Genomic DNA, 21,328 nt, shown 5'->3' on the forward strand with positions numbered 1-21,328 from the left:
TACATGCCCACCGATATCGCCGGCGCCATCGCTGCGAACCTGCCCTACCTGCGCCGCTATGCCCGTGCGCTGACCGGGAGCCAAGACACGGGTGATCGCTATGCGGCGGCGACCCTTGAGGCGATCCTGGCCGAAGAAGCGATCTTCAAGAATGAAACGGATCCGAAGGTGGCTTTGTTCCATGCCTTCCATCTTGTCTGGGCCTCTGCCGGCGCGCCGCTGGGCGAAGCCGAGGGCAGCCTCGAGATGCGCGCGCAGGACCATATGGCAAGCCTGACGCCCAACACCCGCGAAGCCCTGCTTTTGCACACCATCGAGGGGTTCCGTTTTGAGGAGGTCGCCTCGATCATGCAGATCGAGACCGCCGAGGCCGAAGAGCTGGTGGAAATCGCCATGCGCGAGATGGAAAACTCGGTGGCCGGCAAAGTGATGATCATCGAGGATGAGGCGATCATCGCGATGGATATCCGCGCGATTGTCGAAGAACTCGGCCATCAGGTGACGGGCATCGCCCGCACCCGCACAGAGGCTGTCGAGCTTGCCGCCCGCGAGAAACCCGACCTGATCCTCGCCGACATCCAGCTGGCCGACAATTCCTCGGGGATTGATGCCGTTAATGACATTCTGGCCCAGTTCGACCAGTTGCCGGTCGTCTTCATCACCGCCTTCCCCGAGCGTCTGCTGACAGGCGAGCGCCCCGAACCGGCCTTCCTGATCACCAAACCCTATACCGAGACGCAGGTCCAATCGGCGGTCAGCCAGGCCATGTTCTTCAGCTCGACCGAAACCCTTCTGGCCTAACCGATACCAGACCGGCGCAAGTCCGGCGCGGAAAGACCCACCGAAAACCCCGAGCCCGTGCTCGGGGTTTTTTATTTTATTCCATAGGCATAAAACCGCCAAACCCGCCGGTTTCCCGCGCGGCCTCACAGCCGTTCAAGGAACCGTTCGCGTCAACATGCGTTCACTTTCCATAACAGCGGCGCTTATCGCAGCCCGCGCAGATGGAGAAACAAGATGAAACGCATCCTTGCTCTGACCAGTGTCATGGCCCTGTCGGCAGGCGCTGCTCTGGCCGCGTCCGGTCCGGTCACCAGCGTGACCGTGAATAACGAAATTCATGATCAGAACGGCCCCGCCGCGCAGGCGTTCTACACGAAAATGGCGGCAGATCTGCAGACACAGATCATCGCCGATCTCGGCCCCGCCTTCGACCCTGACAAAGCAGGTTCCAGCATCAAGGTGGATCTGGACGAGGCCGAAGTCGCAAGCACATGGGACACTCTTGCCAATATCGCGGATTCGAAGCTCGGCGCCCAGATCAACGTCTATTCCGCCACCGATAATGGCAAATTCGACCATTACGATCTTGATGTCGGCTTCCCCAATATCGCGGTTTCCCTGCCCGAGGGAACGGACGCCACCGCCCTCACGGTTGACGACCCGCTTTATTACAACGCCCTGATCGACCTCTTCTCGCAAGAAGTCGTCAAGCGCCTGAAATAAGAAAAAGCCCCGGCCAGACCGGGGCTTTTTTTCTGTGCGGCACCATCATTGCCGCCTGTCCGTGACCTTTCCCCGCATCAATGCGCATTACTCGGCCAAAACGGCGCGTTTCGCCCCCGTCTCATCCCTCAAGCCCTGAAGCCAAACCCCGAAAACGGCATCACGCCCCAGTCTCTGACCGGATCTTCATGCATAAAAAAGCCGGGCAAACGCCCGGCTTTTTTGCAGAGTAGACCTCTTACTTGGCCAGATGCGAACGCAGCATCCATGCCATTTTCTCATGCTGACCCGCAACGCCACCCAGCAGGTCATCGGTGGCGTGGTCATTATGCTCGCCTGCCAGTTCGATGACGTCCTGAATACGGGCGGCGATCGCCTCGTGATCCTTCACCAGATCGGCGATCATCTCTTCGGCGGTGGGCTTTGTATCAAGCTCTTCGATCTGCGAGAAGGCATTGAGCTGTTTGAGGTTCATCGGTGCCAGCTCGCCAAGCGCACGCACGCGCTCCGCAACCTCGTCTGCGGTTTCGAACATGATGCCATATTGCTCTTCGGTCAGCAGATGCAGCGGGCGGAACAGCGGGCCTTCCACGTTCCAATGGTAGAACTGCGTCTTGATCGCCAGCTTATACACATCCGCTGCGACCTGATTGACCGCCTTGGCGACAGCTTTCTTCCCCTCGACACCGGTGTTGACGGTTTCGGCTTTCGGTTTGACTTGAAGCACATTGTCCATGAGATCGGTCTCCTCTGATTGCGGACCGGGCACCTTAAATGCAGCGCCGCACGGTCCTTTCCATGTTTCACTCAGACAACGAAAAAGGCGCCGCACCGTTCCGTGCGACGCCTGTTTTTTTCGTCTGATCCACCAAAGGGTCCGGTCCTAGCGCATCAAAAGCACCGGAACCTTGCAGGCGCGGATCAGGGCCGTGGTGGTCGAGCCGATAATGAAGGACCGGATCCGCGAATGGCCGTAAGCCCCCATCACGATCAGGTCGATACCATCCGCATCGATATGCGAGCCCAGTGCTTTTTCCGGCTCGCCCGACAGTCCGACCGCACGCGGCTGCAACCCCGATTGTGCCAGAAGCTGGCAGCCCTCTTCGGCACGGGACCGAGCATTGTCTCCGACAGACACCACCTGCAGATCCAGATCGGTGAAAATCGGTGACTGGGCCAGCACCGCCATCGCACGCTTGGCCGAAACCCCGCCATCATACGCAATCGCCACACGCTCCACCGGTGCGAAAGCCCGATTGGCCACCAGCACCGGCACCTTGGTCGAGCGGATCGCACGCTCCAGATTGGAGCCAAGATGGTCATGGGCAATATCGGCCTCATCCCCGCGCTTGCCGATGATGATCAGCCGTGCATCCGCCTCGCGCTCGGTGACGGCCTCCAGAATATCCCCATTGCGCAACTGCGTCGCCACGTCCTGCGCACAGCCATCCCGCAGGCAGACTTCTTGCGTGCGGGCCTTGGCGTCTTCCAGAATTGCACGCCCGCGCTGCGACACCAGCTTCGCGCGTTGTTCGTCGATACTGGCAAGCTGCGCCATCAGCGCCGAGCGCGCCCCCAGCGCGATCGTTCCGGACAGATCCTCGCTTTGCTCGGGCGCGCGGCCCAGCACATGGATCAGCTCGGCAGGCACCCCCAGACGGGCCATCGCCCAAGCGGTATAGTCGCAGACGCTGGCCGAATAATGCGACCCGTCGACGAAAGAGATAATCTTCTTGTCCATGCGCTCCTCCTTAATGCCCGCCTGCCGCGACTTCGGCATCCGGCTTATCGGCCTGCCCCAAACGCCCGACCATCTGCCGCGACATCTCGTCCATACCGATCAACGTGACCTCCGCCCCGTCACGGCGGAATTTCAGCACCGCCATGTCCAGTGCAGAGACGGCAGAAAGATCCCAGATCTTGGCGTCTGTCACATCAATCACCACATGATCAAGCGCTTCGTGGAAATCGAAAGCTGCCATGAAATCTTCCGTAGCACCATAGAAGAGCTGCCCATGCACATAATAGGTGCGCGCGCGGCCATCGGGCGACAGCTTGGAGGTCAGATGGAACTGGCGCGCGATCTTGGCCGCAAAAAAACAGCCCGACAGCAGCACCCCCACCAGCACACCGATAGCAAGGTTATGGGTGGCCACCACCACGGCCACCACCGCCAGCATCACCGCACTCGAGGTTTTGGGATGCACCGTCAAGTCACGGATCGAGGACCAGCTGAACGTGCCGACGGACACCATGATCATGATCGCCACCAGCGCCCCCATCGGGATCTGGCTGACCCACGGCCCCAGCACCACACAGAAGATCAAGAGCATCACGCCCGCCACCAGCGTCGACAGACGCCCGCGCCCACCGGATTTGATGTTGATCATCGACTGGCCGATCATCGCACAGCCCGCCATACCGCCGATAAACCCGGTCAGACCATTGGCGATCCCCTGCCCCACACATTCCTGATTGCGCGAGGATTTGGTATCGGTGAGATCATTGATCAGGTTCTGCGTCATCAGGCTTTCCAAAAGCCCCACCACAGCCACGCCCAGCGAATAGGGGAAGATGATCTTCAGCGTCTCCAGAGTGAAGGGCACATCGGGGATCAGGAAGCTTGGCAGCGCATCGGGCAGCTTGCCCATATCCCCCACCGTGCGCACCTCCCAACCGAAACCGATGGAGCAGGCCGTCAGGATCACGATGGCCACCAAGGGCGAGGGCACCGCCTTGGTAAAGCGTGGCAGGATATAGATAATGGCCAGCGCCAGCGCGATCACGACAAAGGTGAACATCGGCACCCTCGCAGGGTCCATTTCGGGAAGCTGCGCCATGAAAATCAGGATCGCCAAGGCGTTCACAAAGCCGGTCATCACCGATTTCGAGACAAAGCGCATGACGAAGCTCACGCGGCTTACCCCGATCACGATCTGGATCACCCCCGCCAGCACGGTCGCGGCCAGCAGGTAGTCCAGAGAATGCTCGCGCACGAGACTGCCCATCAGAACGGCCGTCGCGGCCGTCGCGGCCGAAATCATGCCGGGACGTCCGCCCACGATGGCGGTGATCACCGCGATGGAAAAGCTGGCATATAGCCCCACTTTCGGGTCCACACCGGCAATGATGGAAAAGGCGATGGCTTCGGGAATGAGCGCAAGCGCCACAACAAGGCCCGACAGCACGTCTGCGCGCAAGCTGCCGACCCATGATTTGCGATAAGCATCAAGGTTCATGTCATATCCTGACCGTTTCGGCCCGCAATTTCAGGCAGGCGTCTCGGATTTGGGGTTTGTATTTAACGGGTTTCTCCGGCGGATCGGCGGCCGGAAGAGCCACCCGGGCATCTCACCCGGGTCCTGACGATTGCCCTTTGCATACGAAACCGTGACCAAAAGGGCAATCCGTCCGACACATTTTCCGCGCCCCATTGCTCCAAACCGTCCAACACGCTTAGGTATTTGGCAAAAGGAGATCACGTGTCGGTCACACCTGCTCATATCCTGCGTGTTTCGCTGAACTTTTCCCTTCAGCTTCTAGGGCGGCTTGCGGCCACGAATATCGGGCTGATCTCCGCCGGAGTGGCCTTCTATGCGATGCTGGCCATCTTCCCCGGCGTTTCGGCCACCATCGCGATCTGGACCGCCTTTGCCGACGCCAATACGATCCGGACCTATCTGGCCGTGGCCGATAATTTCATCCCGCCACAGGCGTGGAACCTGTTGTATTCGCAGATCCAGAGCTGGCTGATCTCGACCGATTCCACCATCGGCTGGGGCACGATCGCCTCGCTGGGCGTGACGCTTTTCTCCGCACGGGCAGGAGTCGGGGCACTGGTGCTGGGGCTGAATGTCATCCACGGCACCAAACCCCGCAACACGATCTGGAGCATCTTCTTTGCCTATTTCATGACCTTGGCGCTGGTGGCGGTCATGATCGGCGCATTGGCAACGATTGTCGCCGTGCCGGTCTTTCTCAACATCCTGCCCTTCCACAACACTCCCGCCCTGATCGCATTGACCAACCTCATGCTGTCATGGCTGCCTTGGGGGGCGATGTTTCTGCTGATGTTGACGGTGCTGGGGATCCTCTATCGTTACGGACCGCGCAAAATGGGCCGCCCGCGCGAGAAGATCTTCACCTTCGGGGCCGTGATCGCAACCCTCGTCTGGGGAGCAGCAAGCTTCGGACTAACTTTCTACCTGTCGCATTTTGCAAGCTACTCCAAGCTTTACGGCTCTATCGGCGCCGTGATCGCCCTTCTTCTATGGCTCTACCTGTCGGCCTTCGCCATTCTGTTCGGGGCCGCCTTCAATGCCGAATGGCGCAAGGAACGCACCGGCAGCACCAAGCCGCTGGATTGAAGAAGGGGCCCGAAGGCCCCTTGCTCAGTAGTCTTTCTCCAGGAACACCCCAAGCCCGCTATCTCCGTCCGACCCGACCGTGCCTTTTGCGGTGATCGTCTTGGTCAGATCCAGATTGAGATTGATCTCGGTCTGGCCGGACGATCCAAGCTCGACATCGGTATAGATCTTGTCCGAGATATATTTGCCCGCCGTCACGGTGGCATTCCCGTCACTATCGGTGCCGACATCCAGATCATCCAGCCCCGTGCTATTGCGCAGCTTGGACATGATGCCGTTGTCATTGCGGCCCGCAAGCGTCGCCACCGCAGATGCCAGCTCTGCCGCTTGCAAAGCCGAGATATTGCTCAGCCCCTGCCCGAAGAGAAGCTGGGCCAGCACCTCTTCCTGCGGCAATTCCGGCGAGGAGGTCACGCTGAGATCCGGCGCGGTCGCCTGCCCCGAGATACCAAGCGTGATGGCGTAATCGTTCTTGGTCGTCGTGGCCGAGAAATCGATATAGGGCGTAAACTCCCCCTGAAGCTGGATCGACCCCTGATCCAGCGTAAAGCGCTGGTTCAGCACATCCAGCCGCCCGCGCACCAGCTCGAAACTGCCGATTGGCACAACATCGGCCGTGGTGCCGGTGATCCGCAGCTGGCCGCCCAGCTCGGCATCAAGCCCGCGCCCGCGCACGAAAAGCTGGTTGGGCGCGGAAATGGTGATATCCAGCGGGAAGGCCACCGATGACCCGCCCGAGGTGCTCTCGCTCTCCGATTGCAGCACCCCTGCCCGCGCACGGGTCTGCCGCGAGGCCGCGCTTTCGGCGACATGGGTGATATCGGGGATGGACTCCACCCCGCCCAGTCCGGTCGAAGGCACGCGGATCTCGGTGTCCGACAGGCGCAACTTACCGGCGATCTTCGCCCCGCCCGTCAGCGCCCCGTTGATCCCCAGATCGCCCGAGATACGGGTATCATACAGATTGGGGTCCCGCAGCCGCGCACGGTCCAGCGCAATCGCCAGATCCGAGCTGTAAGGCGCGCTCAGCCCGATCGGACCAGTCACCTTGACCGTGCCGCCATCGCTGAAATTGGCGCTGGTCGTCAGATTGACCCGACCGCCGCCAAGCTGGGCGTTCACATTGATCGCCTCCAGCGCCAGCGAAAGGGTCGGCGCGCTAAAGCGCAGCCCCTGCCCCGTCACTTTGCCCGACACCGCGTTCAGTGCCAGCGGTCCGTTCAGCGCAAGGTCGAAATTCAGCGGCCCCTCGACAGAGCGCGGCGAGATGAACGCATTGGCCAGCGCCGATTGCGTCGCCCCTTTCACTGCCAGATTGGCCGTTTTGAAATCCGAAGCCAGCGTCCCCGACACTGTCGCATTGGTATTGCCCGGTCCGGTTGCGCTGATATTCACACCATAATGCTGACCGTTATCGGTGATATCGCCTTTCACCGTCAGCGGACCGGGGAAGCCCGGTGCCAGCAGAGCGGCATTGGCCAGACGTGCATTCAGGTCGATCTTGCGCGCCCCTGCGGTCACCGTGCCCTTGGCATCGGCACTCAGTTGCGGGTTCGACAGGGTGAATTTCTGTAGCTCGATATCATCGCCATTTTGCAAAACGGCCAGATCCAGCACAGAGTCCCCCGCCAGCAGCTTGTCGGCCTGCGACTGGCCCATCGCGACATTCTTGGCATTGGCCTTGAGCGTGATCAGGCGCCCTGCTGTCCCGTCGCTGACCGCCGCCTGCGCGGTGATCTTGCCACGATAGGGCGCGCCCAGACCCGACAGATCGCTCTCGAGAGAGACATTGATCTCGCCCTGACCGCCCTTCAGCGCCCCTGCCCCCGTGGCTTTCAGATTGGGGTTAGAGATGTTGAAGGTATCCAGCGAGATATCGCCGTCTTTCTCCAGCGCGTTCAGGTCGATAACCGTCTTGCCTTGCAGGAACTTGTTCACCTGCGGCTGGCCCACGGCCACGCCGTTTCCGGTGGCATTCAGTACCACACGACGCCCCTCTTCGCCCTCGGTGTAATGCGCGTTCAGATCGACCGCGCCGCCATAGCCCGCCCCGAGAACGTTCAGGTTGGCCTTGGCCGTCGCCGTCACATCCGCATTGCCGGTGGCCAGCGACCCCGATGCCTTGGCACTCAGGGCTTTCGCATCCGCCGAGAAATTGCGCAGCACAAGGCCGTTTTCATCCCGTTTGGCGGATAGGACGATCTTCGATTGCCCTGCCAGCGCGGCATCCGCCTGCGGCTGCCCGATCGCGATATCCTGACCCGTCACATCCACATCGGCATCAAAAGCACCGCTCAGCACGGTAAAGCTGCCTTTGACCGTGCCCAGAACCGACCCCGAAAGATCGCGCCCCGAAACCTGCGCCAGACGTGCAAGATTATCATGGCGCACCTGCGCATCCGTGGTGATGGTCAGGCCGCCGGTCGGATCCTCAAAGGCCACGTCGCCCTGCAATGCGTAATCACGGCCAGCCACCTGCAAACCGCTCAGCTTGATCGGGCTGCCTTTGACCCAGTTGAAATCGGTCTGTCCGGTCAGCGTCGGCCCCACGGCCTCGGCCAGAGCGGCCTCGCCCATCGCGATGCCCTGCGTGTCAAAACTGACATGCCCCGCCACAGCCGGCTGGTCGGGATCTTGCGTAATGGTGCCCGTCCCGTCCAGATTGACCTTCTCAAGCGACAGTGTGGGGCTTTTGAGCGCATCGACCAGACCGGTCAGCGTCCAGTTATCGCCCGCCGCCGCGTCATAACTGAGCTTCAGCGAGGCATCCTGCAATGTGGTATCGGCCCCCGTCACCGGTAGCACGACCGGTTCGCCGGTCTCCAGCCCCACATTCATATCCAGATCGAACCGTTCGGGCAGACCGCTTGCGGCCAGCGACATCGACCCTTTCACATCCACCGCCTGCGCATCCAGTGACAGCCGGTTGATATCGGTGCCGCCCTTCGCCTTGGACACCCCGTCCACTTCCAGCGCGATATTCTTGCCGAAAAAGTCGTGATAGGCGGGCTCCAGCATCGGGGTAATATCCCCCGCAAGCGTGGCCTTGAAGGTCTTGTCGGTGCCATCCTCGCCTTTGGTCTGGCCAAGGATCACCTTCCCCGTCAGGCGCTGCTGGCCATCGGTCGACAATGCCATATCGGCCGAGAAATCGCTCAGCGGCCCATCACCCGAGACAGCCAGCGTCACGGCAGGGGCCCCCGGAAGGCCCAGTTTCTTCGAGACCAGCCCGCCCTGACCTTCCTGCGTCAGCAGGTCCAGCGACAGGGTCTGGGTGTCATTGGCATAAGAGCCGTTCAGCGAGAACTGTCCCTGCACCTGATCCGTGCGGTCAATGGTCAGCTTGGCATCACCGCTGCCTCCGGCCAGTTTCAGCGACCCGTTCACCTTGAAAGTCAGCGGCTCCCCCAGAATGGACTCACCCAGCTTCACCTCGCCCACATCCAGCTTGTCGACATTAAGCGACAGGGGCAACTCGGGCAGCGAGAAGGGTTTGGCCTCGGCGTCGGGCACTTCCACCCCTTCCTGCGCGGCAGGAAGGCGGGTCAGTTCGATCGAGCTGGCCGAAAGCTCCTTGATGTCGATATTGCCGCGCAAAATTGCGGAGCGGTTCCAGGACAGGCCCGCATTGCGGATCACCAGCCACGGCCCCTGATCATCCGAAATCGTCAGGCTGTCAAAGGTCGCCCGCGAGGACAGCGCACCCTTGAACCCGTCAAGACGGATGGTGCGCCCCTCGCCGGACAGCTTGTCCTCGATCAGACCGGTCAGATAAGACCGGTCGCGCTTGGATTCGTCGCTGGCCGCCGTATCGGTACCGGTGGTCTGGACGGTGGTGCCATCCTCGGTCTGGGTCGTTGTGGTTTCCTGAGCGAAGCCCAGCATGGGCCATAGCGCCAAAAATGCGATTGCGAGTTTCGTCTTCATCAGAATGCCTGCCCCAATCCGACGTAAAGCTGCACGCCTTCGCCTGTATCGCCATCCACCGGTGCCGCGACATCCAGACGGATCGGGCCGATACCGGTTTTGTAACGCAGGCCGATCCCCGCGCCCGATTGCCAGTCGCCGGTGCCATCATCCCCGACCCAGCCCATGTCATAAAATGCCACCGCGCCGATACTCTCGGTGATGCCCGCGCGGAATTCCCCCGAGAAGCCCATGAATTCGGTGCCGCCGGTCTTGAGCGTGCCGTTTTCCAGCTTTTCGACGCCAAGCGACTGGTAAGGCTGACCGCGCACGGTGCCACCGCCGCCGGAATAGAAAAGATAATCCCGCGGTGTTTCCGCAAGAGACGCGCCAAGCACCGCCCCGTATTGCGCCCGCCCTGCCAGCACGAAACGGTCATCCGCACCAAAGCCGAAATACCCGCGCAGATCGCCCGTGGTCTGGATCCCCGTGCCGGTCGCACTGTTCAGCCCCACGAAAGGCCGCAGGCCGATCTTGGCATAATACCCTTTGGTCGCATCGGTCTCGCTGTTGCGTTTGTCCAGCGTCAGCGTGCCCGGAGCAGCGATCTCGCTGAAATAGGTATCGCCCACATCATCCGTCACCATCGACCAGCGATAGGCCAAGCCCAGTTCGCCGGTGATCTGCTCGTTGAAATAATGCGTCAGACCGCCGCCGATCTCGAAGGAATTCTCGTCGTAATCGTCGGTCGATTCCCGCGCCAGCGTGGTTTCGGCATAGGCAGAGGTATCCGCCGAGAAGGTGGCCGGACGGTCCATGCGCACGCCAAGACTGTAATCGGCCCCGCCATCCGAGCCGCCAATCCCCGACACTTCGGCATCCACGCGCAGCCTCTCCGCCCCGCCAAAAAGGTTACGGTGCAGCCAATAGCCCGAGAGCGTCAGACCATCGACCGTCTGGTATTCGACCCCTGCGCCCAGACGGCGGCGTTTTTCCTCGACCACGCCCAGCGTATAATCAAGGGAATCATCGGCATTCAGCTTGTCGGCCTCGGTCATGGTGATCGAGCTGAACACGCTGGCACGGCGCAGGCGGGTGCGCACCAGTTCCAGTTCGTCAGGGTCGAACACCTGCCCCTTGGGGAAGCCTGCAATGGCGCGAATCCGTTCTTCGCGCATACGCTTATAGCCCGAAATGGTGAGGTCCCCGAAGGTCACTTTCGGGCCGGGATCAAGCCGGATATCGGTGGCCAGCGTCTCGTTGCGATGATCGGCGGTGATCTTCTGGCTGGCCACATCGGCCTTGGCATGGCCCGCAGCCTCCCAGCCATCCACCGCCGTCTGCGCCGCCGAGCGGATGACACTGGTGCGCGCGGTCTGCCCCGCCCTGAAGCCATCGGGCAACTCGGTTTTTGGGGCCAAAGGTGCCACCTGCGCCTGCGAAAAGGTGAATTTCGGGCCAGGATCGACCGTGATCTGGATCGATGAAATCGTCGCGGGTGCGTCAAGCGGGGCGATACTTGCGGCTTCTTTGCCATTCACCAGAATGGAGATCGAAGGGGCATAATAGCCCTCGTCGTAAAGCGCGCCCAGAAGACGGGCGTAATCGGCACGGGCAGAGCCGAAAAGATCCTGCGCATCGGGCGCATCCTCTCCGGTCTTGGCCTCGGCACTGACCACCAAAGACGCGCTTTTCAGCGTTTCGGTCAGGTCCTTGTCCCCACCGGAAACCTGAAACTGTGCCATGTCCTGCGCAAATGCCGCACTTCCCCAAATGGAAAGCACTATCCCTGCCAGACCAATTTTCCTGCTGCGCACCTGATTGCCCCCAATCCGCATTATTTTCGGAAACAGTTGCAGCTATTGGCGGTTTTTTCCAGTGCAGCCGACACAATTTTGGGGGAAACTTGCCGAGATCGTCAAAAGTGATCCACTTGGCACACAGATCATCCCAAACTTTTGAAAATCCGGTCCTTATGCCCTGTCATATAGATCGAAAGCCAGCGCGAGAACCGTTCCGGATGGCGGGTCACCTCGGCGGCCAGATCATGCAGATCGACCCATTTCACCTGCACCACTTCCCCGGGATTGGGGGCAAGCGCCAGATCGCGCGGCGCATCGGCCAGAAACACGTCCACGACCTCGTGCTCGATCAGGCCATTGCCCACATCGGCACGGTATTCCAGACGGTCGGCATGGCTGGGATACAGCCCCGTAATGCCCAACTCCTCACGCATCCGGCGGATCGCGCAATCATGCTGCGCCTCGTCCCAATGCGGATGGGTGCAGCAGCTATTGGCCCAAAGCCCCGCCGAATGGTATTTCCCTTCGGCCCGCTTCTGGATCAGCACATCACGGCCCGCCATGACGAATACCGACACGGCCTTGTGACGCAGCCCCAGACGATGTGCATCGAGCTTATCGACTGGGGTCAGCTCTTCGCCAATCCAGGCCGGAATAAGATCGGTCATCGCACACACCTCCATAGCGAACGCCGCCGCAAGATTTGCTTGCAGCGGCGTCATTTGTCACGGGGGCAGATCGTCACAGGGGGGCGTTGTACCAGCACGCGCCCCCTGCCCGAACGCGACATTGGTCCGAACGCTTAGTTCGCCACCTCGCCCGAGGCCGCCTGCACTTCGGCGCGGCGCGCCAGCTCGGCACGGTAGAGCTGCACGAAATCGACCATTTCCAGATTGAAGGGCGGGAAGCCGCCATCGCGGGTGACATCCGACACGATCCGGCGCACAAAGGGGAACAGCTGGCGCGGGCATTCGATCAGCAGGAAGGGATGCAGCTGGTCGGCGGGCACGCCCTCGATGTGGAAAATCCCGCCATATTCAAGCTCCAGCAGATAGAGCGCGGTGTTGGTGGCCTTGTTGTTCGAGGTCACCTTGAACTTGCAGATCACCTCATACTGGTTATCCGCCTGACGCTTCTTGGCATCAAGGCTGACCTGCACCTGCATTTCGGGCTGCACATCCGCAGAGGTCAGACCTTTCTGCGCAACCATATTCTCGAAGGACATATCCCGCACGAATTGCGCAAGGATCTGCATCTTCAATGCCTGCTGGCCCTCATCAGCGCCCGGAGCGGTCGCGCCATTGGTTTCTTCGGTCATCTTGTTCTCCAAATCACTTTGACGAAATGTCTAGCACTGGCGTGCCGCTCTCTTCAATGCCGCGTCCAGCCGGAATTGCCCGGACGGGGCGGGTTTTCCGTATCAATTTCCTCAAATTCGCCGTCGATCACGCCCGGACCGTTTGCCGGACTGCGGCCCATACCCCGATTACGGCTGTCATAGCCCGCAGGGTCGTCAAAGCCCTGCGACGCCGCCCCGCCCATCTGGAAGCCCTGCACCCTGACACGCTTGGCAATCTGCCCCGTGACCCAATCGCGCACGGCGGGGATCAGCAGCAGAAGACCGCAGGTATCGGTGAAAAACCCCGGCGTCAGCAAAAGCGCCCCCGCCAGCAGGATCAGCGCCCCATGCGCCAGCGGGCGTGAAAGATCATTCAGCTCGGCCATCGACCGCCGCAGCTCGGCCATCGCCTGCGCCCCCTGCGAGCGCACCAGAGAGGTACCGATAATCGCCGTCAGCACCACAATCGCAAGCGTCGGCCACAGCCCGATCAGCCCGCCGACCTGAATGAACAGGCCGATTTCGATAATCGGAACCAGCAGAAAGGCCAGAAAGATCCACATGGGTTAGTCCTTGATCCAGTCTATAATATCGCACGCCAAATCCCTGATCTGCCGCTTTGATCACGGCATGGACTTGAACGACCTCGTGTCATACATATGTGCGCAGGAGCGAAATACCAAGTCGCCCACCAAAAGCCGTTCGCCCAAGGGACCCAGATGAACAACACAATCATCCAGCTTATCCTTCTTGCCGCCGTTGCGATCTTCTTGATCTTGCGGCTCAAAAGCGTCCTTGGAACCCGAGACGGCTTCGAACGTCCGCCACAGTCGCCCACCGCAGAGCCGGAGGCCGATCCCCAGAAATTCACGGTTATCGATGGCGGACCCGATCACGATATCATCGACCATGTGCCGGAAGGCTCCTCCTCGGCCAGCGCCTTGGCGGCGATGAAACGTCTCGAACCCAGCTTCGAGGTGGGCGGCTTCCTCAAGGGCGCACGTTCCGCCTACGAGATGATTCTCATGGCCTTCGAAAAGGGCGATCTGGACGAGGTCAGACCCTTCCTCTCGGCACAGGTCTATGACGCTTTCTCCGCCGCCATCGCGGATCGCAAAGCCCGTGGCCTGACCGTCGAGGCCGAATTCATGGGCCTGCGCGAGATGACCCTTGATGCCGCCACGATCGATGGCAGCAATGATGCCGAACTGACCGTGCGTTTCGTGGGCGAGCTGGTCTCGGTTTCGCGCGATGCACAGGGGAATGTGGTCGAGGGCGATCCGCGCATGCCGCGCAAACAGCGTGACATCTGGACCTTCGCCCGCAAAATGGGCGCCTCCGATCCGAACTGGCAGCTTGTGGCGACGGGCGGCTAAGGTGGCCCCCGCGACCATATATACGCGATGCGCCGCCGGAAGGGCGGCGTTTTGCATGGGGCTGCGGCCAGAAGCACGGGGCCGGTGATGGGGCGCAAACGCAAACTGACCGAGGAAGAGCGCGAGCTTTGGAACCGTGTGGCACGCACCACGCGGCTTTTTCACGGCCGCCCCTCCGAACCGGTTTCCATGCCACCCGATGACACGCCCCCTGCCAAACCGTCTTCTCCCGTTCAGCCCCCCCTGCCCGAACGCACCAAACCCGATCTGCCGAAAGCCGATCTGGGCAAGCTGCGGCTGGGGGGCGCGACCCCGCGTGCGGGATGGTCGCATGTGCCGCCCCATTCCATCCCCGAGACACTCAAGGCCCAGCCGCTGCGTATGGATCACAAGGCCCATAAGGCGATGACCCGTGGCAAGCTGGTACCCGATGCCAAGATCGACCTGCATGGCATGACACAGGCCGAAGCCCATCCCGAACTGATCCGCTTCATCCTGCGCGCCCAAGATCACGGGCACCGGCTGGTGCTGGTGATCACCGGCAAGGGCAAGGTGGTCGAGGATTGGGACCCCATTCCCACCCGTCGCGGCGTGCTTCGCCATCAGGTGCCGCAATGGCTGCGCCTGCCCCCGCTTGGTCCCGTGGTGATGCAGGTCTCGCAGGCGCATCAGCGCCACGGGGGCGAGGGGGCCTATTATGTCTATCTGCGCAGGCTGCGTGGCTAACCGCCGCGCCCCTTGGCCCCCCCTGTGAACGGCCCCATATCCGGCAGTCGCGCAGCAGCCCCCCATGCGTCCAGAGACAGCATCGTTTCGGGCGCCAGCATCACAAAAGAGGCAGGCCGGATTTCCCGCAGCAATTTTCGCGTCATTGCCTGCTGATAGTCCTGATAGCTTGCGGCAATCTCCAGAAAAGCGTTCGGGCCATGCAGCACCTGTGCTTCGAAATAGGGGATGGGCGAGGGCTGCTCGCCCTCGATCACCAGCGCATTCACCGTAATCCCCGACATATCGGTCGCGCCATAGGCGCTTCGGGGCGGAAAACCTGCGTTATTGATCCCATCGCCCGCGATGTCGATAATCTGCCGGACGCATGTCTCGGGCGCGCGCCTCAAGGTGATCACGGCCTGACCGAGCGCATAGACCAAAGCGGTGGGATAGTTGCTGACAGGTCTTTCCCCTGCCCCGATCCGCTCGGCAGCGCCCAGAATGGTCGTGCGCCCGTCCACAAAAACCCACGGCAGCGTTTCAAAAGTCTGGTCGGTGCCGCTCCATTCAAAGGCAGTCAGCCAGATACCGCCCCGTTCCTCGATGGCGGCCACCACCCGAGGATCGGCCAAAGCCCGTGCCATACCCTGTTTTTGCAACGCATATTCATGGCTGTCGATCGAGGCGGAAATATCAAGCGCCAGCACCAGAGCCAGATCACAGCGCGCCTGCGCCGAAAGGGGCACCATCCCCAGCGCCAAACCAATGGCAACCATCCATCGTTGGAGTCCCATGCGCTCTCCCCTCGATTTCCGGCCTCCCTTGCGGGGCCTGACCGAAAGGGTCGGCAAAAATAGTTAACGCACCAATAAGATTTGCCCCTGTCCCCGCGCCCCTCGCGCAAGCGGGGCATAAAAAGGGGCGCGAAACCCTGCTTCGCGCCCGCATTTTGTGCATATGTTACAGAACATACCGGCTGAGATCCGAGGATTTTGCCAAGGCCCCCACCTCTTTCTCGACAAAGGCCGCATCGATTTTCACCGTTTCGCCGCCACGATCGGGCGCGGTGAAGGACAGCTCCTCGAAGACCCGTTCCATCACGGTATACAAACGGCGCGCGCCGATATTCTCGACGGTGGCGTTTACCTCGGCGGCAATGCGGGCCAGTGCGGCAATTCCGTCTTCGGTAAACTCCACCACCACCTCTTCGGTGCCCATCAGCGCGGTATACTGGCGAGTCAGGGCGTTATCGGTTTCCGTCAGGATACGCATGAAATCGGCCTCGGTCAGCGCGCGCAGTTCCACGCGGATCGGCAGGCGGCCCTGAAGCTCGGGCAAAAGGTCCGACGGCTTGGCAATATGGAAAGCCCCCGAGGCGATGAACAGGATATGGTCGGTTTTCACCGGACCATGCTTGGTCGACACGGTCGTGCCCTCGATCAGCGGCAGCAGGTCGCGCTGCACCCCCTCGCGCGAGACATCGCCGCCACGGGTTTCCTGCCGCGCACAGACCTTGTCGATCTCGTCGATAAAGACGATCCCGCCATGCTGCACGGCCTCCAGAGCCGCCGCCTTGACCTTTTCATCATCCAGAAGTTTGTCGGCCTCTTCGGCGATCAGAAGGTCATAGCTTTCCTTCACGGTCACCTTGCGGCGCTGCTTGCGGCCCGAACCGAAGGCCTTGAACAGATCCTGCAGCCCCTGCATCTGTTGCTCCATGCCGGGCTGGCCACCCATCATGCCAATCGGCATACCGCCGGTGGGATCGGAGACCTCGATCTCGATCTCCTTGTCATCCAGCATCCCGTCGCGCAGCTTCTTGCGGAACATCTCGCGGGTCGACTCGCGGGCATCCGCTCCGGCAATCGCCTCGATCACGCGCTCTTCGGCAGCACTATGCGCGCGGGCCTTGACCTCTTCGCGCATATGCTCGCGGGTCTCGACCAAGGCCACATCGGTCAGGTCGCGGATGATCTGTTCCACATCGCGGCCCACATAGCCCACTTCGGTGAACTTGGTGGCCTCGACCTTCAGAAACGGCGCCTTCGCCAGCTTTGCCAGACGGCGCGAGATTTCCGTTTTACCGACGCCGGTCGGGCCGATCATCAGGATATTCTTGGGATAGACCTCGTCTTTCAGGTCATCGGACAGCTTCTGGCGACGCCAGCGGTTGCGCAGCGCCACGGCCACGGCCTTCTTGGCCTCGGACTGGCCGATGATAAAGCGGTCAAGCTCGGATACGATTTCACGCGGGGTGAGATTGGTCATGGATTACTCCGTTTTATAGGGCGGCAGATGCGCTTTTCCGGGGAAGTCGGGCAAGGCGCGCATCAGCGCGATGCGCAGGTCCGTCCAGAACGCGCCAAGCGCGGTCAGCACAATGCCGGTGAAGAAGAGAACCGTGGCAGAGACCTCGAACCAGCTACGGGTCGGGGTTTCGGCATCGGTCAGCCAGCTGACCAGAAAGATCAGATAGCCGATGCCCACGGTCAGGAAAGAACGACGGTCGATGACCAGCGCCAGCATGGCGATCAACCCCAAAGACAGGCCCAGAAGCGCGTAGCCCAGACCCGGCCCCATACCGATAAAGGTCATTGCCAAGGTATTGACCAGCGCAGGGGCGGCACATAGATGCAGCCAGAACCCGCTGGCCGAGGCCCGCCCCATACGGTAGGGGTCGCGCGTGTCAAACCACATCCCCCCTGCAAAGGCCACCAGCCCGAAGATCAGCGTGCCCAGAGCAAGGGTCGAATTGCGCAGATCCATCGTCTCGTTGAAGCTGGTGAAAGGCGCCGTGAACAGGTCATTGGTCGAGCCGAAGATCACAAAGCACCCCGCCAGCCCGCAAAGCGCGATCAGCACCATCGTGAAGGGCAGGCGGAAGCGGCGATACCACGCAGCCAGTGCCCCCGCCATCAGCACCGCCAGTGTCAGAACCACCGCTTTAGGGCTGGATTGCAGGTCATAGACATGGCCCAAAGCCCAGATCATCGGCGGCATCACCGAAGCCCCATAGGTCAGCACCAAGAGGATCGAGGGCAGCACCATCCGCCGTCTGCGGGTGAAATACTCCGCCAGACACCAGGCGATCACCGCCCAGACGGCATAGATGGCCACCACGCCCGTGGCGAAGACCGTCTGCGGGTCGGGCAATAGCACCCCTGCGGTCAGGGTCAGCCCGAAGGCCCCCGCAATCAGGATGCCCAAGCCCACCGTGACGAAAATCTCGGCAAAACCGCGAAACAGCTCGAAAGGCTCGTCTTCGGCGGCGCGGTGGCTGGCCCGTGCCGCCGCCAGCGCCTGCACCGAGGCCGCCTGTGCCTCGGTCAGATGGCCCGCAGCAACAGCCGCGCGCAGATCGGCCTGTGTCAGATCAGCCAATCGTTTCCACCGTCACGTTGCCATTGGTATAGACGCAGATATCGGCGGCAATCGCCATTGCACGACGCGCCACTGTTTCGGCATCCAGATCGGTCTCGATCAAGCCCCGGGCCGCCGCCAGCGCATAATTGCCCCCCGACCCGATGGCCGCGATATCATGTTCGGGCTCAAGCACATCACCCGCGCCCGTGATGACAAACAGATCGGTGCCGTCGGTCACGATCAACATGGCCTCGAGGTTTTTCAGATATTTATCCGTGCGCCAGTCCTTGGCGAGTTCGACACAGGCGCGCGCCAGCTGACCGGGGGCCGCCTCCAGCTTGATCTCCAGCCGCTCGAGCAGGGTGAACGCATCGGCGGTAGAGCCCGCAAAGCCCGCCACCACATCATGCCCGCCGGGGCTGAGCCTGCGCACCTTGCGCGCCGTGCCCTTGATCACTGTCTGACCAAGGCTGACCTGCCCGTCACCTGCCACCACAACCTTACCGCCTTTACGCACACCGATAATCGTGGTGCCGTGCCAGCCCGGGAATTTATCTTCCGACATATAGACCTCCGTTTGACCCTGATATGTAGGCGCAGGATTCCGCTTGCAACCCTGCCTTCGCTCTTGCCGAAACGGATAAGCGGTGGAAAGCTGCCGAAATGAGCCAGCCGCATCTTACACTTTACCTTGATCCCCCTGCCCTTGCCCGCCTGAAAGCGGGGCAGCACAATTTTTTCCAGCGTGTCACCGGCGCAATGGAATCAGTGGGGTGGACGGTCTCGGCGGAGGAAAGCACGCTGAATGCCCGCTTCGAAGCCCCCGAAAAGCCGGGCTATGCGCTTTATCATATGGAAGAGCCGCCCCATGACAGGGCGCTGACCTGCCGCCGCAGCTATACCGGCGCCTATTGGCATGTCGAGGCGCAGGCCGCGCGCTGGGAATGGCCGGTGGCCCATGCCAGATTTCCCCTGCGCCAGATTGACGGCCCCGAAGCCAAGCATTTCTATCGGGCGCTGCGCGAACGTGTTCTGGGCAATGCCCGCGTCACCGATGAAGGGTTCGCCCTGATGCCGCTGCAAGGACGGTTGAGCGAACATCGCAGTTTCCAGTCGATGAGCCCGCTGGAGATGATCGAGACGGTAATGGTGCGCGTCACACAGCCGGTGATCGCAACGCTGCATCCGAACGAGGACTACACCCCGCTGGAGCGGCAGACACTGGTGGCGCTGGCCAATCGCTACCCGCATTTCCGTGTGCAGGAGGGGGGCACGCCCGAACTCCTGCGCCGTTGCTCCTATGTGATCACACAGAATTCCTCTGTCGCCTTCGACGGCTATATCCTGCGTAAACCGGCATTGCTTTTTGCGCAGATCGACTTTCACCATATCGCGGGGTCGGTGCCGCATATGGGCTTGGATGCCGCGTTGGAAATGCTGCAAAAACGGCAGAATTTCGCCAAATATCTTACATGGTTCCTGCGCGATCAGGCGCTGAATGCCGGACGACCAGAGTTTGAAACCCGTCTGCTGACCCATCTACGGGAAAAGGGCTGGCCCGTACCCTCCATTGCCACGGCCTGACACGCGTCCTCTTGCCCCGAAAGCGCAAAACTGGAAACATCGCCCGATCACCGCCACAGCCGCGTGGCACAATGGCCGCAAAGGGGCTTCGCCGATGGTCTTCTCTCCCGTTCGCCAGATCGAGATCGACCCTTTCAGCCTGACCCTTATGCCGATGCAGCAAGAGCATCTCGGGGCGCTGCATGGCCTGTCCGTTGCGCTTGGATGGCCCCATCGACATGCGGATTGGGCGGCCAATCTGGATAGCGGCACCGGCATCGTGGCGGTGGACGAGGCAGGTCGGGTGCATGGCTCGGCCATGACCTTTTCCTATCACAGGGATCTCAGCGCCATCGGTATGGTGATCGCCCATCCCAAACTCGCTCGCACAGCGCTGTTCCGGACCCTTGCGACCGAGGCACTGGAGCAGAGCACGGGGGCCGCTTTCCTGAATGCCTGTCAGCAAGACGTGTCTTTTTACCGCGATCTCGGGGTGCGTTCTGCGGCGCCTGTTTTCAGATATGAGGGCTTTCTGCCTTGCGGGTTTTCCCTTGCGCGCAATGTCCGGCCCTTCCGCCCGCAAGACCGCCCGCGCCTCCATCAGCTTGATCAAAGCGGCTATTGTGCCGACAGATCCCGACTGGTTGCCACCCTTCTGGAACAGTCCGAAACCTATGTGATCGAGACATGCGGCCATGTCACAGGGTTTGCGATGCGCCGCCGTTTCGGTCGGGGGCATGTGATCGGGCCGGTCATTGCCGCCAACGAGACCGACGCCCTCAGCCTGACCACCTCGCTTATGGCGGGGCTGGCGGGGCAGTTCCTCCGGCTTGACACCCGCCAGACCGAAGGAAGCTTCGTCGGGTTTCTCGCGGCTCTGGGCTTCCGCGCCCGTCCGGATGTCACCACAATGACCACCACCAACCTGACCTTCAGCCCCGAAATCTATGCGATTTCCGGCCATTCTACGGGCTGAGCCACACACCATAGCAAAAAGGCGCCCCGAAAGACGCCTTTTCAAGCCTGACGGCCCCGTTTCAAACCCTAAGGGCCGTCTCCCTCAGCCGCGATCAGATCGCGCTGTTGATCCAGTTTTGCAGGGCCGCTTTCGGAGCAGCACCGATTTTATTCGAAACGACCTCGCCATCCTTGAACAGGAACAGCGCCGGAATACCGCGCACGCCAAGCGATGCGGGGCTTTCGGGGTTTTCGTCGACATTGACCTTTACGATCTTGACCTTACCGGCCATCTCGCCCGCGATCTCTTCCAGAGCGGGGCCGATCTGACGGCAGGGGCCACACCATTCGGCCCAGAAATCAACGACGACGGGAACGTCGGATTGGCGGACTTCGGCATCGAAGGTTGCGTCGGTAACAGCGACAGTTGCCATGGGATTT

At 61.3% G+C, this 21,328-nt stretch carries 20 protein-coding genes and 1 other annotated feature; of the genes, 7 read left to right on the forward strand and 13 right to left on the reverse strand.

Features of this window, described 5'->3' with window-relative positions:
* Window positions 1-3: 3 nt before the first annotated feature.
* Window positions 4-801 (forward strand): response regulator, encoded by a 798-nt coding sequence (locus WDB86_RS08430; protein ID WP_339108918.1) that lies wholly within the window; start codon window positions 4-6, stop codon window positions 799-801.
* 216 nt (window positions 802-1,017) lie between these two features.
* Window positions 1,018-1,506 carry a hypothetical protein gene (locus WDB86_RS08435; RefSeq protein WP_339108916.1) on the forward strand — a complete coding sequence of 163 codons (489 nt, stop codon included), beginning with the start codon at window positions 1,018-1,020 and terminating at the stop codon, window positions 1,504-1,506.
* Between the two features lie 238 nt (window positions 1,507-1,744).
* Here WDB86_RS08435 and WDB86_RS08440 read toward each other — a convergent pair whose 3' ends face one another.
* The 3 genes from WDB86_RS08440 to WDB86_RS08450 form a co-directional block, all read right to left on the reverse strand.
* Window positions 1,745-2,242 carry a Dps family protein gene (locus tag WDB86_RS08440; protein WP_406735676.1) on the reverse strand — a complete coding sequence of 166 codons (498 nt, stop codon included), beginning with the start codon at window positions 2,240-2,242 and terminating at the stop codon, window positions 1,745-1,747.
* 147 nt (window positions 2,243-2,389) lie between these two features.
* The gene (locus WDB86_RS08445) at window positions 2,390-3,247 is read right to left on the reverse strand and encodes a universal stress protein (protein ID WP_339108914.1); all 858 of its coding nucleotides are present in this window, start codon (window positions 3,245-3,247) and stop codon (window positions 2,390-2,392) included.
* 10 nt (window positions 3,248-3,257) lie between these two features.
* On the reverse strand, window positions 3,258-4,745 hold the full coding sequence (locus WDB86_RS08450; RefSeq protein ID WP_339108913.1) for a SulP family inorganic anion transporter: 1,488 nt from the start codon (window positions 4,743-4,745) through the stop codon (window positions 3,258-3,260).
* A gap of 69 nt (window positions 4,746-4,814) precedes the next feature.
* Window positions 4,815-4,872 (reverse strand) — a sequence feature (sul1 is cis-regulatory element that is thought to sense ions involved in sulfur or methionine metabolism; They are found in Alphaproteobacteria).
* A gap of 116 nt (window positions 4,873-4,988) precedes the next feature.
* Between WDB86_RS08450 and WDB86_RS08455 the strand changes: the two genes are divergently transcribed.
* Window positions 4,989-5,873, forward strand: a complete 885-nt coding sequence (locus WDB86_RS08455) for a YihY/virulence factor BrkB family protein (protein ID WP_339108912.1) — start codon at window positions 4,989-4,991, stop codon at window positions 5,871-5,873.
* Between the two features lie 24 nt (window positions 5,874-5,897).
* Here WDB86_RS08455 and WDB86_RS08460 read toward each other — a convergent pair whose 3' ends face one another.
* From WDB86_RS08460 to WDB86_RS08480, 5 genes are all read right to left on the reverse strand, one after another.
* Window positions 5,898-9,800: a translocation/assembly module TamB domain-containing protein gene (locus WDB86_RS08460; protein ID WP_406735677.1), complete on the reverse strand. Its 3,903-nt coding sequence runs from the start codon at window positions 9,798-9,800 to the stop codon at window positions 5,898-5,900.
* Window positions 9,800-11,524, reverse strand: a complete 1,725-nt coding sequence (locus WDB86_RS08465) for an autotransporter assembly complex family protein (protein ID WP_339108909.1) — start codon at window positions 11,522-11,524, stop codon at window positions 9,800-9,802. Before WDB86_RS08465 ends, WDB86_RS08460 begins: the two co-directional genes overlap by 1 nt.
* 200 nt (window positions 11,525-11,724) lie before the next feature.
* Window positions 11,725-12,249 carry an isopentenyl-diphosphate Delta-isomerase gene (locus WDB86_RS08470; RefSeq protein ID WP_406735678.1) on the reverse strand — a complete coding sequence of 175 codons (525 nt, stop codon included), beginning with the start codon at window positions 12,247-12,249 and terminating at the stop codon, window positions 11,725-11,727.
* 134 nt (window positions 12,250-12,383) lie between these two features.
* On the reverse strand, window positions 12,384-12,899 hold the full coding sequence (secB, locus tag WDB86_RS08475) for a protein-export chaperone SecB (RefSeq protein ID WP_406720219.1): 516 nt from the start codon (window positions 12,897-12,899) through the stop codon (window positions 12,384-12,386).
* Window positions 12,900-12,952: 53 nt separating this feature from the next.
* The gene (locus WDB86_RS08480; RefSeq protein WP_406735679.1) at window positions 12,953-13,483 is read right to left on the reverse strand and encodes an FxsA family protein; all 531 of its coding nucleotides are present in this window, start codon (window positions 13,481-13,483) and stop codon (window positions 12,953-12,955) included.
* 156 nt (window positions 13,484-13,639) lie between these two features.
* On the opposite strand from WDB86_RS08480, the gene WDB86_RS08485 reads away from it, so the two are divergent.
* A complete protein-coding gene (locus tag WDB86_RS08485) occupies window positions 13,640-14,296 on the forward strand; it encodes a Tim44/TimA family putative adaptor protein (RefSeq protein ID WP_339108905.1) in 657 nt (218 codons plus the stop codon).
* 87 nt (window positions 14,297-14,383) lie between these two features.
* On the forward strand, window positions 14,384-15,022 hold the full coding sequence (locus WDB86_RS08490; RefSeq protein ID WP_406720218.1) for a Smr/MutS family protein: 639 nt from the start codon (window positions 14,384-14,386) through the stop codon (window positions 15,020-15,022).
* Here WDB86_RS08490 and WDB86_RS08495 read toward each other — a convergent pair.
* The 4 genes from WDB86_RS08495 to hslV form a co-directional block, all read right to left on the reverse strand.
* Complete coding sequence (locus WDB86_RS08495; RefSeq protein ID WP_406735680.1) at window positions 15,019-15,798, reverse strand: DUF1194 domain-containing protein; 780 nt, start codon at window positions 15,796-15,798, stop codon at window positions 15,019-15,021. The genes WDB86_RS08490 and WDB86_RS08495 overlap by 4 nt on opposite strands.
* A 166-nt stretch (window positions 15,799-15,964) precedes the next feature.
* Window positions 15,965-17,272, reverse strand: coding sequence for an ATP-dependent protease ATPase subunit HslU (gene hslU / locus WDB86_RS08500; RefSeq protein WP_406720216.1), 1,308 nt, complete (start codon window positions 17,270-17,272; stop codon window positions 15,965-15,967).
* Window positions 17,273-17,275: 3 nt separating this feature from the next.
* Window positions 17,276-18,385 (reverse strand): hypothetical protein, encoded by a 1,110-nt coding sequence (locus WDB86_RS08505; RefSeq protein WP_406735681.1) that lies wholly within the window; start codon window positions 18,383-18,385, stop codon window positions 17,276-17,278.
* Window positions 18,378-18,932, reverse strand: a complete 555-nt coding sequence (gene hslV / locus WDB86_RS08510; protein ID WP_339108900.1) for an ATP-dependent protease subunit HslV — start codon at window positions 18,930-18,932, stop codon at window positions 18,378-18,380. Before hslV ends, WDB86_RS08505 begins: the two co-directional genes overlap by 8 nt.
* 98 nt (window positions 18,933-19,030) lie before the next feature.
* On the opposite strand from hslV, the gene WDB86_RS08515 reads away from it, so the two are divergent.
* A complete protein-coding gene (locus WDB86_RS08515) occupies window positions 19,031-19,951 on the forward strand; it encodes a hypothetical protein (protein ID WP_406735682.1) in 921 nt (306 codons plus the stop codon).
* Between the two features lie 94 nt (window positions 19,952-20,045).
* Window positions 20,046-20,906: a hypothetical protein gene (locus tag WDB86_RS08520; RefSeq protein WP_339108898.1), complete on the forward strand. Its 861-nt coding sequence runs from the start codon at window positions 20,046-20,048 to the stop codon at window positions 20,904-20,906.
* A 94-nt stretch (window positions 20,907-21,000) separates the two neighbouring features.
* Here WDB86_RS08520 and trxA read toward each other — a convergent pair whose 3' ends face one another.
* Entirely contained in the window at window positions 21,001-21,321 is a 321-nt protein-coding gene (gene trxA / locus WDB86_RS08525; RefSeq protein ID WP_339108897.1) for a thioredoxin, read from the reverse strand.
* Window positions 21,322-21,328 lie beyond the last annotated feature (7 nt).

The organism is Thioclava sp. GXIMD4215 (genome assembly GCF_045291555.1).
Taxonomy (GTDB): domain Bacteria; phylum Pseudomonadota; class Alphaproteobacteria; order Rhodobacterales; family Rhodobacteraceae; genus Thioclava; species Thioclava litoralis.